At 75.5% G+C, this 13,565-nt stretch carries 10 protein-coding genes; 9 read left to right on the top strand and 1 reads right to left on the bottom strand.

Features of this window, described 5'->3' with window-relative positions; genetic code table 11:
- Nucleotides 1–71: 71 nt before the first annotated feature.
- The 5 genes from GA0070560_RS00415 to GA0070560_RS00395 all read left to right on the top strand — a co-directional run bounded on the left by GA0070560_RS00415 (nt 72) and on the right by GA0070560_RS00395 (nt 5,973).
- Nucleotides 72–773 carry a response regulator transcription factor gene (locus tag GA0070560_RS00415; protein WP_088979374.1) on the top strand — a complete coding sequence of 234 codons (702 nt, stop codon included), beginning with the start codon at nt 72–74 and terminating at the stop codon, nt 771–773.
- On the top strand, nt 770–2,326 hold the full coding sequence (locus GA0070560_RS00410; protein ID WP_091289862.1) for a sensor histidine kinase: 1,557 nt from the start codon (nt 770–772) through the stop codon (nt 2,324–2,326). The genes GA0070560_RS00415 and GA0070560_RS00410 overlap by 4 nt, the downstream gene beginning before the upstream one ends.
- Before the next feature lie 62 nt (nt 2,327–2,388).
- On the top strand, nt 2,389–3,942 hold the full coding sequence (locus tag GA0070560_RS00405) for a S1C family serine protease (RefSeq protein ID WP_091289859.1): 1,554 nt from the start codon (nt 2,389–2,391) through the stop codon (nt 3,940–3,942).
- Between the two features lie 164 nt (nt 3,943–4,106).
- Nucleotides 4,107–4,778, top strand: coding sequence for a BON domain-containing protein (locus GA0070560_RS00400; RefSeq protein ID WP_091289856.1), 672 nt, complete (start codon nt 4,107–4,109; stop codon nt 4,776–4,778).
- 139 nt (nt 4,779–4,917) lie between these two features.
- The gene (locus GA0070560_RS00395) at nt 4,918–5,973 is read left to right on the top strand and encodes a glycosyltransferase family 4 protein (RefSeq protein ID WP_091290803.1); all 1,056 of its coding nucleotides are present in this window, start codon (nt 4,918–4,920) and stop codon (nt 5,971–5,973) included.
- 11 nt (nt 5,974–5,984) lie between these two features.
- Here GA0070560_RS00395 and GA0070560_RS00390 read toward each other — a convergent pair whose 3' ends face one another.
- Nucleotides 5,985–7,439: a serine/threonine-protein kinase gene (locus GA0070560_RS00390; protein ID WP_091289854.1), complete on the bottom strand. Its 1,455-nt coding sequence runs from the start codon at nt 7,437–7,439 to the stop codon at nt 5,985–5,987.
- Between the two features lie 169 nt (nt 7,440–7,608).
- On the opposite strand from GA0070560_RS00390, the gene GA0070560_RS00385 reads away from it, so the two are divergent.
- From GA0070560_RS00385 to GA0070560_RS00370, 4 genes are read left to right on the top strand one after another with little or no spacing between them, the layout of a single operon-like run.
- Nucleotides 7,609–8,439, top strand: a complete 831-nt coding sequence (locus tag GA0070560_RS00385; RefSeq protein WP_091289851.1) for a patatin-like phospholipase family protein — start codon at nt 7,609–7,611, stop codon at nt 8,437–8,439.
- Complete coding sequence (locus tag GA0070560_RS00380) at nt 8,439–9,482, top strand: 1-acyl-sn-glycerol-3-phosphate acyltransferase (RefSeq protein ID WP_091289849.1); 1,044 nt, start codon at nt 8,439–8,441, stop codon at nt 9,480–9,482. The genes GA0070560_RS00385 and GA0070560_RS00380 overlap by 1 nt, the downstream gene beginning before the upstream one ends.
- A gap of 9 nt (nt 9,483–9,491) precedes the next feature.
- A complete protein-coding gene (cutA, locus tag GA0070560_RS00375; RefSeq protein WP_091289846.1) occupies nt 9,492–9,809 on the top strand; it encodes a divalent-cation tolerance protein CutA in 318 nt (105 codons plus the stop codon).
- Between the two features lie 48 nt (nt 9,810–9,857).
- Entirely contained in the window at nt 9,858–13,526 is a 3,669-nt protein-coding gene (locus GA0070560_RS00370) for an SCO7613 C-terminal domain-containing membrane protein (RefSeq protein WP_091289844.1), read from the top strand.
- Nucleotides 13,527–13,565 lie beyond the last annotated feature (39 nt).

Below are 13,565 nucleotides of genomic sequence, written 5' to 3'. Positions count from 1 at the left end.
GGTCGCCGCTCACAGGGTCTTTTCAGGAAGCGTCCAGCGCCGCCGCAGCGACGTCACGGATGATGGCGGACATGGCCGCTACCCAGACCGAGGCGCGACTGCTCGTCGTCGAGGACGACCCCAACATCCTCGAACTGCTCTCCGCCAGCCTGCGCTTCGCCGGTTTCGACGTGGCGACGGCCACCAGCGGCAGCGCGGCGCTGAGCACCGCGAAGGAGCACCGCCCCGACCTGGTGGTCCTCGACGTGATGCTGCCCGACCTCGACGGCTTCGAGGTCATCCGGATGCTCCGCGAGGGCGGCACGCGTACCCCGGTGGTCTTCCTGACCGCGCGGGACGCCACCGACGACAAGATCCGCGGCCTCACCCTGGGCGGCGACGACTACGTCACCAAGCCGTTCAGCCTGGAGGAACTCACCGCGCGGATCCGGGCGGTGCTCCGGCGTACGGCCACCGGCGAGCAGGCCCCCTCCCGGCTCACCTTCGCCGACCTGGAGCTGGACGAGGAGACCCACGAGGTGCACCGCGCCGGCCAGCGGGTCCAGCTCTCGCCGACCGAGTTCAAACTGCTGCGCTACCTGATGCTCAACGCCAACCGGGTGCTCTCCAAGGCGCAGATCCTGGACCACGTCTGGAACTACGACTTCCGTGGTGACGACAACATCGTCGAGTCCTACATCTCCTACCTGCGCCGCAAGGTGGACAACACCCAGCCCCGGCTGATCCACACCCTGCGCGGGGTGGGCTACGTGCTACGCAAGCCGGCGGCGTGAGCGTCCTCGACGACGCGAAGGGTCGGCTCCGCAGCGTCCCGCTCCGGGTCAAGCTGGTCGCCTCGGTGCTGGCGCTGGTCGCCGCCGCGCTGCTGGTGATCAGCTCGCTGACCACGTTCTTCCTGCGCAACTACCTGGTCGCGCAGGTCGACGGCGAACTCCAGGGCGCCAGCGACTACCTGAGCAGGGTGCTGCCGGCGCTGGAGAACGGCAGCGCCCGCTCGGCCACCCTGCCCACCGACTACGTGGTGGCGCTCGCCAACGAACGACAGACCAAGATCATTGCCTACGACCCGAACCTGGAGCTGGACGACCTGCCGCCCGTGCCGGGCGACCTGGCCGGCTTCCGGGAGGAGAGGCGCGAGCCGTTCGACGTCCGCTCGGAGGACGGGCGGGACCGCTGGCGGATGCTCTACCGGGACCTGCCCGACGGTCGGGTGCTGGCGGTCGGGCAGCACCTCACCGACGTCGACCTGGCGGTGAAGCGGCTGGTCTGGATAGACCTCCTGGTCGGTGGCGCGGTGCTGGTCCTGCTCGCCTCGATCGGCGCGGCCATCGTCCGGACCAGCCTGAAGCCACTGGTGGAGATCGAGCGCACCGCCGCCGCGATCGCCGGGGGTGATCTGACCCGACGGGTGCCCGACCCGGAGGACGGGCAGCCCTGCGCCACGTCCGAGCTGGGGCGGTTGTCCCGCGCGTTGAACGCGATGCTGACCCAGATCGAGGCCGCCTTCACCGCCCGGGCGGCGTCCGAGGCGGCGGCCCGGTCGGCCGAGGCCGGCGCCCGCGACGCCGCGCACGCCGCGCAGGCGTCCGAGGCGCGGGCCCGACGCTCGGAGGAACGGATGCGGCAGTTCGTCGCGGACGCCTCGCACGAGCTGCGCACCCCGCTGACCACCATTCGCGGCTTCGCCGAGCTGTACCGGCAGGGCGCCGCCCGCACGCCGGAGCAGACCGCCGACCTGCTGCGCCGGATCGAGGACGAGGCGGCCCGGATGGGGCTGCTCGTGGAGGACCTGCTGCTGCTCGCCCGGCTGGACCGGGAGCGGCCGCTCTCGCTGGCCCCGGTGGAGTTGCCGGTGCTCGCCTCGGATGCCGTGCAGGCCGCCCGGGTGGTCGCCCCGGACCGCCGGATCGAGCTGGACATCGAGCCCGGTTCGGGTCCGCTGGTGGTGTACGGGGACGACGCCCGGCTGCGGCAGGTGATCGGCAACCTGATGACCAACGCGCTCACCCACACCCCGTCGGAGGCTGCGGTGACGCTGCGGCTGCGCAGCGAGCCGGGAAACCTGGCCGTGGTGGAGGTGGCCGACACCGGCCCCGGCCTCACCCCCGAGCAGGCCGAACGGGTCTTCGAGCGGTTCTACCGTGCCGACGCCGCCCGGACCCGCCGGGCGAGCGGCATCACCAGCACCGGGCTGGGGCTGGCCATCGTCGCCGCGCTGGTCGCCGCGCACCACGGAACGGTCGAGGTGGGTACGACGCCGGGCGGCGGGGCGACCTTCCGGGTCAGGCTGCCGCTGCTGCCGGGCGCGGAGAGTGAAGCGGAGTGACTTTCAGAAAACGTCCAGGTTCATTCCAGGCTGGTGACAGTGCGAGGGGAGAAGGTGGAGCAATGAACGAGTTCGAGACCGACCCGCAGCGGCGGCCGGCCGCCTCCGACGCCGAGCCGTCGCACCCCACCGCCGAGCCGTCCCGCGTCGAGCCCGGGCAGTCGGACCCGACCGGGAGCCTCCCGACCGACCGCCCCGCCGGCACCGCGGGGGAGCCGGTGGGCACCCCGTCCGCCCCGTCCGCGCCGTACCCGCCGTCCGGCGGCGGGCAGTCCCCGGCCGCGCCGTACGGGCAGCCCTCGGCGGCGCCGTACGGGCAGTCTTCGGCCGTGCCGTACGGGCAGTCCTCGGCGGCGCCGTACGGGCAGTCCTCGGCCGCGCCGTACCCGGCGAGGGCGCAGGGCGGCTACCAGCCCGCCTCGTCGTACCAGCCCGGCTCGTATCCGGCCGCCGGCTACCAGCCCGGCTACGCCCCGTCCGGCTGGACGGGCGGGCACCCGGGCGGTCCGGTCCCGCCGCAGCACCCCGGGCAGCCGGTACCGCCGTGGGCGGCCCCGCCCCGCCCCTCGAAGGTGGCCAAGTTCGTCGGTGCCGGTGTCGCGGTCTTCGCCCTGATGCTCGGCTCGGGCGTGGCCGGCGGCGCGCTCGTGCTCGCGGTGGACGGCAACTCCGGCGGGATCACCCGCACCTACTCGGCCGCCCCGGTGATCAACAGCGCGGACCTGCCCAAGATCGCCGCCGCCGTGCAGGACAGCGTGGTCTCGATCACCACCGACAGCGGTGAGGGCTCCGGCGTGATCCTCAGCGCGGACGGCTTCGTGCTCACCAACAACCACGTGGTCGCCTCCGCGTCCGGCGACGCCGTCCGGGTGATCTTCGCCAACGGGAAGACCGCGCAGGCGAAGATCGTCGGCACCGACCCGAAGACCGACCTCGCGGTGCTCAAGGCCAGCGGCGTCAGCGACCTGAAGGCCGCGAAGTTCGGCGACAGTGACGCCATGCAGGTCGGCGACCAGGTGCTCGCCCTGGGCAGCCCGCTCGGCCTGCAGGGCTCGGTCACCGCCGGCATCCTCAGCGCTCGGGACCGCACCATCCAGGCCGGCGGGAACGGCCAGCAGCAGGACCCGCGGCAGGGTGCCAGTTCGATCTCCGGACTGCTCCAGACCGACGCCCCGATCAACCCCGGCAACTCGGGCGGCGCGCTGGTCAACACCCGGGGCGAGGTGATCGGCATCAACACCGCCATCGCCACCGCCGGGCAGGGCAGCAGCGGCAACATCGGTGTCGGCTTCGCCATCCCGAGCAACAAGGCCAAGGATGTCGCCGGGAAGCTCCAGCGCGGCGAGAAGGTCAGCCACCCGTCCCTCGGCGTCAGCGTCACCCCGGCCGAGAACGGCGGCGCCCTGGTCTCGGCGGTCGTGCCGGGCAGCGCGGCCGAGAAGGCCGGCCTCCAGCGGGGTGACGTGATCACGAAGTTCGGCGACAAGGTGGTCAACGACTCCAACGACCTGGTGGGCGCGGTGCAGGCCGGCAAGGTCGGCGACCGGGTCGAGGTGACCTACCAGCGAAACGGATCCGAGGCGACGGCAACCGTCACGCTCGCCGAGACGTCATAGAGACAGACCTGCCTCCTCCACGGGCGGCGGGCGGTGGAGCCAAGGGGGTTGGCTCCACCGCCCGCCGCCATTTTCGTGCCCCCGGGTCACCCGGTGCGGGTGACCCGGGCTCACCCTCCGCGCCGGCATCCTGGCCGGGAACCGAACGTACGGAGGGGGACGCCATGGGCACGGCAGCGGCCGTCCGCACCGACCAGGACATCCAGCGCGACGTCCTCGACGAGCTGGCCTGGGATCCCCAGGCGCAGCCGCACGAGATCGGGGTCGTCGTCGCCGACGGCGTGGTGACGTTGACCGGCCGGGTGGACAGCTACGCCCGCAAGTGGGCGGCCCAGCGCTGCGCGCACCGGGTACGGGGCGTGCGGGCGGTCGCCGACGACGTCGAGGTGCGCCTGCCCGGGCTGGACGGCCAGGACGACGCCGAACTGGCCCTCGCCGCCGTCCGAGCGCTGGAGTGGGACAGCTTCGTGCCCGCCGAGCGCCTGGACGTGACGGTGGCCGACGGCTGGCTGATGCTGCGCGGCGAGGTGGAGTTCGGCTACCAGCGGCGTACCGCCGAGCAGGAACTGCGTCGCCTGCGCGGCGTACGCGGGGTGACCAACCTGGTCGAGGTGGTGCCGCCGGCCCCGCCGAGCGCCGAGCAGACCGCCGCGGACCTGCGCCGGGCCCTGCGCCGCCGTACCGGCACCGAGGCGGTCACCGTGGAGCTGGCCGGTGGCACCGTGGTGCTGCACGGCGAGGTGCGCTCCTGGTGGGAGCGGGACGAGGCGGAGCGGGTCGCCTGGTCGGCCCCGGGGGTGCGGGCCGTGGACGACCGGCTCGTCGTCACCGGATGAGCGTCCCGTCGTACCGTTTGACCCCGCCCGCAGGGGGAAATCGCCGCCGATCGCGCTCACCGGGGACCAACGGGGAGGACCTGTGGCCGTGACCCACCGTCCGTCGGAAAGCCCGCCCGCGGGGCCGCTGCGGATCGCGATGGTGGTGCCGCCGTGGCTGTCGGTGCCGCCCCCCGGCTACGGAGGGCTGGAGCAGGTGGTGCACGGGCTGGTGGACACCCTGGTCCGGCGGGGGCACGCGGTGACCCTCTTCGGCGCGGGACGGCAGCACGGCACCGCCGCCGACTTCGTCTCGACCGTCCCCGAACTGCAGTACGACCGGCTCGGCGAGTCACTGCCCGAGCTGGCCCACCTGGCCCGGGTGAACCATCTCGTGACACCGGCGGACTTCGACGTCGTGCACGACCACACCACGATCGGCCCGCTGGTCGCCGGCCGGCGGGCGGTGCCGACGGTCGCGACGGTGCACGGCAACCCGGTGGGGGAGTACGGCACGGTGCTCAGCGACACGGACCACGGCGTCGGGCTGGTGGCCATCTCCCACGCGCAGCGGCGGGCGAACCCGAGCCTGCCCTGGGTGGGGACGGTGCACAACGCGATGGACGCCACGGACCTGCCGCGCAAGCGCGCCCCCGGCCGCGGGCCGGTGCTCTGGCTCGCCCGGTTCAGCCCGGACAAGGGCCCGGACCTCGCCATCCGTGCCTGCCGGGCGGCGGGGCTGCCGCTGACCCTGGCCGGCAAGTGCAACGAACCCGCCGAGCGGCGCTACTACGCCGAGGTCGTCGAGCCCATGCTGGACTCCGACGTCACCGTGGTGATGAACGCCGACCGGGCGGCGGCCCTGCGGCTGCTGGTCGACGCCCGCTGCCTGATCATGCCGATCCAGTGGGAGGAGCCGTTCGGCATGGTCATGGTGGAGGCCATGGCGACCGGCACGCCGGTGGTGGCGCTGCGCCGCGGTGCGGTACCGGAGCTGGTGGTGGAGCGGGTGACCGGGCTGGTGCGGGACCGCGCGGACGAACTGCCGGCGGCGCTGCGCGAGGTGGACCGGCTCGACCCGGCGGCCTGCGTCGCGCACGCGGTGGAGAACTTCTCGACCGAGCGGATGGCCGCCGGCTACGAGGACGTGTACCGGCGCTTCGCCCTCGGCAGGACGACGGTGGTCCGGGAGCCGGCGCCGATCGCCGCCCGCTGACCTGGCCGGGTTCAGCCCTGGCTGGTGTCGAGACCCACGATGGCGGCGTCGAGGTGCCGGGCGAACGCCGGGGTGATGGCGCCCTCCTGCACCCGCCGGGTGACCTTCTCCCGGAACTGGGCCACCGGTTCGGCGAGGTCGGAGCGACCGTCGGCCGCCTCCCGGGTCAGGTTGGCCAGCACGTTGCGCAGGTCGACGCCGACGTCGCCGCGGATGTCACCGTTGCGTACCCCGTCGTCGATCAGGGTGCGCAACCGTTCGGCGGCCTCGGTGAGCCCGCCCGCGCCCTGTCCGCCGTCCGGTGCGGGCCGCGGCCGGGGCGGTGGCGACGTGCTGGTCGCCGTGGTGGTCGGGCCCGCCGACGGCACGGTGACCTCGTCGTCCGGGACGACCGGCAGCTCGGGGGCCGGCGTGGTGGTCGGCAACGCGTCCACCGGCGGCGCCGGCGAGCGGGGCGTCAGGGTGGGGGCGATCAGCACCGCGGCCGCGACGACCAGCGCCAGCGCGCCGACCACCACGAGCGGCCGGCGGGTCCCCGGCCGGGCGGCCGGGGCCGGCTCGGCGGCCTCCGGCGCGGTGGCGAGCGCGGGCAGGGTCACCGTCGGCGAGAGCATCGTGGCCGCCTGCGGGTCGCCGGGCAGCATCTGGTCGCGCAGCGCCGCGGCCACCTGGTGAGCGGTGGGCCGGTCCCGCGGGTCACGGGCCAGGCAGCGCAGACAGGTACGCGCCACCGCCGGCGGCAACCCCGGTACGCCGTCCAGCGAGAGCGCCTCGTCGGACTGCAACGCCGTGCCCAGTTCCTCCCAGGTGTCCGCCGGGTACGGCACCTGCCCGGTGAGCGTCTCGTAGAGCAGCACGCCCAGGGAGTAGACGTCGGTGGCCGGTTGGGCCGGCGACCCGTCCAGCCGCTCCGGCGCGACGTACGCCGGGGTGCCGAAGGTGCCGCCGTCCTCGTCCTCGTCCGGGGCGCCGACCTGGGTGGCGATGCCGAAGTCCAGCACCTTGGCGCCGACCCTGGTCATCATCACGTTGGCGGGGGTGATGTCCCGGTGCACGATGCCGAGCCGGTGCGCGGCGGCGAGCGCCTCGGCCACCTGCGCGCCCACCTCGACCGCCTCCGGCCAGGGCAGCGGCCCCTCGCTGAGCCGGTTCTCCAGCTCCTCCCCGTTGAGCAGCTCCATCACCACGAAGGAGGTGATCTCGCCGTCCGGGGCCAGCGTCTCGCCGTAGTCGTGTACGGCGGTGACGTGCGGGTGCACGAGCTGGGCGGCCGAGCGGGCCTCCTCGCGCACCATGTCACGGAAGCGGGCGTCGGCGGCCAGTGAGGGGGCCAGGACCTTGACCGCGACGACCCGGTCCAGGACCTCGTCGCGGGCGCGCCAGATGACCGACATCCCACCGGCCCCGATCTGGTCGATGAGTCGGTATCGGCGGGCCAGCAACCGGCCGGGTTGCAGCGCTGCCATCAGTGATCGCACCTGCCTCGGGGTGGGGGCGGTATCAGGTTGCGGGAAGGTGTCCGCCGTGTCAACGGTCGTCCCTTTCCCGGTGACCCTCCGCGCCGAGCGGTGTGCCCGGCGCGACGACCAGCGTCTGCGGCGGGGGGAGCGGCGCGCGCGTGCCAGGATGGGCGACATGGGTGGCGGTCCGGTGGCGTTCGTGCTCGGTGGCGGGGGAGTGCTCGGCGCGGTCGAGGTGGGCATGCTGCGTGCCCTGTTCCGCGCCCGGATCCGTCCCGACGTCGTGCTCGGCACCTCGATCGGCGCGGTCAACGGCGCACTGGTCGCCGCCGACCCGACCGAGGCGGTGACCGACCGGCTGGTCCGGCTCTGGGCCTCGCCCGAGGCGAGCGAGGTGTACGGCGACTCGGTGGCCCGCCAGCTGCGTCGCTTCGCCGCCCGTACCCACCTGCACTCGCCCCGGCCGCTGCGCAAGCTGCTGGAGGGGGAGTTGGGCCCGGAGACCACCTTCGCCGACCTGAAGGTGCCGTTCCGGTGCTGCGCCGCGAACATCGAGCGGGCCGCCGAGCACTGGTTCCACGAGGGACCGTTGGTGCCGGCCGTGCTCGCCTCCGCCTCGGTGCCGGGACTGCTGCCGCCGGCGCAGATCGACGGGCAGCACTACGTCGACGGTGGGATCGTCAACTCCATCCCGATCGGCGAGGCGGTCGCGGTCGGCGCGGAGCGGATCTTCGTACTCCAGGTGGGTCGGATCGAGCGGGAGCTGACCCCGCCCCGGCGGCCCTGGGAGATCGCCCAGGTCGCGTTCGAGATCGCCCGGCGGCACCGGTTCGCCCGGGAGATGGCGGCGCTGCCGGACGGGGTGGAGGTGCACGTGCTGCCGACCGGCGGGCTGGAGCCCCGGGACGACAGCCCGTGGGCGTACCGGGACATGGCGGCGGTGGGCCGGCGGATCAGCCGCGCCTACACCGCCTCCCGGCACTACCTGGCCACGCTGGACCGCTGATGCCGCTGCCACCCCGGTGGGTCCGCCGGCTGCTGCTCGCCCCCGGCGTGGTGCTGCTCGCGGTGCTGATGGTCACCACGGTGCCGGTCTGGGCGCTGCTCGGCCTGGCCGTCTCGCCGTTCGTCCCGGGCCGGCTGCGGCCGCTGCGGCTGCTCTGGATCGGCGCCGTCTACCTGGTCTGGGACGCGGCGGCGCTGATCGCGCTCTTCGGGCTCTGGCTGGCCTCGGGCTTCGGGGCGCGCAAGCGCTCGCCGGCCTTCCAGCGCGCCCACTACGTGCTCGCCGGCCGGTTCCTCCAGGTGCTCTTCTGGCAGGCCCGGTGGACGCTGCGACTGCGCATCGACGTGGTCGGCACCGACCCGGACACCGCCCTGCCCGGCCGCCCCGAGCTGGTGCTCTGCCGGCACGCCGGGCCCGGGGACTCGTTCATCCTGATCCACGCCCTGGTCAACTGGTTCCAGCGCGAGCCGCGGATCGTGCTCAAGGAGAGCCTCCAGTGGGACCCGGCGATCGACGTGCTGCTCAACCGGCTGCCGAACCGGTTCATCGCACCCGGCGCGGACGGCCGTGACTCGGCGGTGCGGCAGATCGGCCACCTCGCCACCGACCTGGACGACGACGACGCGTTCGTGATCTTCCCGGAGGGCGGCAACTTCACCCCGCACCGCCGGCTACGGGCCATCGCCCGACTGCGCGCGCTGGGCCTGGAACGGATGGCCCTGCGCGCCGAACGGATGCAGCACGTGCTCGCCCCGCAGCCCGGCGGACTGCTCGCCGCGCTGGAGGCGTCCCCGGACGCCGGGGTGATCTTCGTGGCGCACACCGGACTGGACCAGATGCTCACTGTCACGGACGTCTGGCGCGAGCTGCCGATGGACAAACGGATCGTGATGCGGTTCTGGTCGGTGCCGCCGGAGGAGATCCCGGCCGGGCAGCAGGAACGCATCGACTGGCTCTTCGACTGGTGGGGTCGGATCGACGCGTGGATCGCCACCAACCGCGACGGGGTGGACGTCAGCTCCGACGCCGACGACGTTGCGTAGGGTGCGCTGGTGGAGCAGATCTGCGTGGTGACGACGGTGGTGGACGCGCGCCCGGTGGCGGACGGGCTGGCGGCCGCATCGGTCGCCGACCGGCTGGCCGCCTGCGCCCAGGTCGGCGGCCAGGTCGACAGCACCTACCGGTGGCGCGGCGAGGTGGAGACCGCCACCGAGTGGTCGGTGCAGTTCAAGACCGTCCCCGACCGGGTGAGCGAGCTGGTCGACCGGATCCGCGCCGACCACCCGTACGACGTGCCGGAGATCCTGGTGAGCCGGGTGGAGTGCGACCCGGCGTACGCGGCCTGGGTGCGCGAGAACACCCACGTCTAGGTACGCGCACTCTGTCGGGAATCCCACCTGGGCCGTGAGGATGGCCGGGTGGAGAACAGCGCCTACCCCTGCCCCGCCTGCGGGGCGCCCGCCGACCTCGCTCGCGGGTGCTCCGGTTGCGGCCGGCCGCCGTACCCGCCCGCGGCAGAGGTGATCCGGCTGGACCGGGAGATCGCCGTGCTGGCCCGGGAGGTGGACCGGACGCGCGAGGCGTACCGGGAGGTCTCCGGCCGGTACGAAGCGGCGCGCAGCCGGCGGGCGGAGCTGGCGGCCCGGGTCCGTGCGGAGGTGCCCCGGCAGGCGCCGGCGGTCCGGCCGGCGCCGGCGGGGGTCGGCGGAGGGCCGGCCGTCCCGGTCCCGCCGCGGCCGGTGCCGGCGACGCCCGGGCGGCCGGAGACGTCGACCCGGACGGTGCAGGGGGTGCTGTTCGTCCTCGGTGGAGTGCTGCTCGGCACCGCCGCCGTGGTCTTCACCGCCGTCGCCTGGGCGGCGGTGGGGGTCGCCGGCCGGGCCCTGATCCTGGCCGCGTTCACCGTTCTCGCGCTGGCCGTGCCGCTGGTCGCGGCCCGGCGAGGGCTGCGCGGCACGGCGGAGACCTTCGCCGCGGTGGGACTGCTGCTGGTGGTCCTCGACGGGTACGCCGCCTGGGCGGTCGACCTGTTCGGCGCGGCCGGCTGGCCGGGCACCCGGTACGCCGCGCTGGTCGGGGGGGCCAGCGCGGCGGTCGCCGCCGGGTACGCCCGGCTCAGCCGGCTGACGGTGCCGTGGTTCGCGGCGCTGCTCGTCGCGCAGCCGGTGCTGCCGCTGGCCGCGGCCGAGGCCCGGCCGGACGCCGGCGGGTGGACCCTGGTCCTGCTCGGGGTGGCGTTGCTCGACCTCGTGGTGGTGGTCGCGCTGCGCCGCCGGTACCCGGCCGTACCCGTCGCCACGGCGTCGGCGGCCGGGGCGTCCGGGGGGACGGCGGTGGTCGGCGTGGGCGCGCCGGCCACCGCCGTGGGGACGCGGAGCGGGGGGTCGGCGGCCGGCGGGGGGCCGGTCGCCGCACCGCGCGTGCCGGGCGCCGTCCTGGCCGGACGGGTGCTCGCCTGGCTCGGCTTCGGCGCCGCCACACTGCTCGCCGCGGGCTGTGCCCTCGTGCCGCTCGCCTGGGGACGGGCCGCCGGACAGCCCCTGCTCGCCGGCGCGCCGATGCTGCTGGTGGCGCTGGTCGTGCTCGGTGGGGCGGGGGCCTCCGGGGAGCGGATGCTCCGCCGGATCGCGGCGGGGCTGCTGGTGCCGGTGCTGGCCACCGCGCTGCTGCGTCCGGTCGCCGAACTGCGCCCGGGCCTGCTGCTGGTGGCGGCCGCCCTGGTGACCACCGCGCTGGCCGGCGCGGTGCGGGCGCTCCCGGCCGGCGTGCGCTCCGGTCCCCGGGTCGGCGCGCTGCTCGTCACCGGTGGTCTCGCCCAGGTCGGCGTGCTCGCCACCCTCCTGTTCGCCGCCGGCGCGGTGGCCCGTTCGCAACCGCCGTGGCGGGGCGCGCAGCCCGGCCCGACGCCGGACTGGGGTTGGCAGCTCCCGGTCGCCGTCCTGCTCACCGTCGCCGTGTTCGTGCTGCTGCTGCCCCGAACGGCCCGCCCGGTGACCGTGCTGCTCGGCGTGCCGGTGACCGGGTTCGCGCTGCCGGCCGTCGCCGCCACGCCGTGGGCGGCGACCGTCGCCGTGGACCTGACCCTCGCGGTGGTGCTCCTGGCCGTCGTCCTGCGGCCGGGCCGCCGGACCCCGACCGTGCTGGTCGGCTCGCTGGCCGCCGCCACCCTGGCCGGGCACGGGCTGCTCGTCGCCCTGGCTGCCCGGTCCGGGACGCTCGCCGCGCTCGGTGTCGTGCTGCTCGCCGGGTTCACCGCGGCGGCCCTGTCCCGCCGGGGCAGCCCGGCGCAGCACGTCGTCGGCGGGGTCGCGCTGGTCGCGGCGCTGCTCGCCGTACCGGCCCAGGCGGTCGTCGCGCTCGTCGCCGCCGGAGCCGCCCCCGAATGGTCGGCCCGGGGCGGGTTCGCCGCCGCCGCGCTGACCCTCGTCGTGCTCGTCGCGCTCCGCCGCCACCGGCCGGACCTCGACGGGTACGCCTCGACCGCCACCGCCGCGACGCTCGGTGTGCTCGCGCTGTCGCCGTTGGTCGTACCGGCCGAACCGCTGGCGCTCTACGCGGCGTCGGCCGCGCTGCTGCTGGTCGCCGTCGACCGGGGCACCGACGTGTCGATGGCGGGCCGGGTGGTCGCCGCCGCGCTGGCCGTGGTCGCCGGGCTGGCCGTCCTGCCCGCGACGGTGGAGGCGGTCTTCACCCCGTACGACGGGCCGGCACGGCCCTGGTCCGGCGTGCCCTCGGCCGAGCCGCTGCCGGGCGCGTGGACCGCGCTGGCGGCCTTGCTGGTGCTGGCCGCCGCCGTTCAGGTCCTCACCCGACGGGCCGACGCCGACCGGGCCACCCGGCTGCTGGCCGGCGCCGCCTTCGGGGCGGCCGCGCTCCCGCTGGCGCTGGTGGCGCTCGGCGCGCCCTGGCCGATCGTGCCGGCGGCGGTGTTCCTCACCGGAGTCGCCGCGCTGCTGGTCGTCTCGTTGACCTCGTCGACTCCGGCCGCACCGCGACCGGCCGGCTCACCGGTCCCGGCGGGTTCGGCCGGCTCACCGGTCCCGGCGGGTTCGGCCGGCTCACCGGTCCCGGCGGGTTCGGCCGCCTCCGCGGGCCGGCCGGGTGCGGGTCTCCCGCGCGGCCTGGTCCTGTTGCCGGTCGGGGTGCTCTGGACCGTCTCGGGGCTGGCCGGGCTGCTCGCCACCCGGGCCGGCACCCTCGCCGGGCTGGCCCTGCTCGTGGTCGCCGCGGTGGTGGTCGCTGCCGTGGGGCGGCGGCCCGGCGTACGGGTGCTGGGCGTTCTCGTGGCGGTCGCCGCCGCCATCGGCTTCGCGGTGACCGCGCCGCTCGCCGCCGGGCTGCCCCTGCGTACCGCCGGGTTCACCGTGCTGGCGGTGGCGGCGGTGGTGCTGTTCCTCGCCCCGCCGCTGGGCCGGCGGGCGGCTCTGGCCGGTCGGGCGATGGAGGCGGCGGCCCAGGCGGTGGCGCTGGTGGCGCTGCTGTTCGGCATGCCGGCGCTGCGGCACGCCGCCGCGATCTGCGTGCTGTGGGGCGTGGCGGTGGCGTTGCGGGTGATCCGCCGGGGCGAGTCCACCGCCGGGCGGTGGGCCTTCGCGGGCATCGCCGGGATCAGTGAACTGCTCGGCGCCTGGCTGCTGCTCGCGGCCGGTGGGGTGGTGCTGCTGGAGGCGTACACCCTGCCGGCGGCCGGGCTGGCGCTCGTCGCGGGCCTGGTGGCGCTGCGTACCCGGCCGGGGCTGAACAGCTGGCTCGCGCTCGGCCCGGGGCTCGCCGCGGGGCTGCTGCCCGGCCTGGTGTCGGTGCTGGTCGCCCCGGATCCCCAGCCGTGGCGGCGGTTGCTGCTCGGGGTCGCCGCGCTGGGTGTGGTCCTCGCCGGGGCCACCCGCCGCTGGCAGGCCCCGGTGGTGCTCGGCGGGTCCACCCTGACCCTGCTCGCCCTGCACGAGCTGGTCCGGGGCTGGGACCGGCTGCCCTGGTGGATCTTCCTGGCCGTCGGCGGGCTGGCGTTGATCGCCCTGGCCGCCACCTACGAGCGGCGTCGCCGCGACCTCGCCCGACTGCGGGCGGCGATCGGGCGGATGAGCTGATCCTCCCGCGGGGCACGACCCCGGAGCGGGCACGCGCGA

This window comes from Micromonospora halophytica (assembly GCF_900090245.1).
In the GTDB taxonomy this organism is placed as follows: domain Bacteria; phylum Actinomycetota; class Actinomycetes; order Mycobacteriales; family Micromonosporaceae; genus Micromonospora; species Micromonospora halophytica.
Note: the sequence above shows the minus strand (reverse complement) of the source record. Positions and strands in the feature narration are given on the sequence as shown.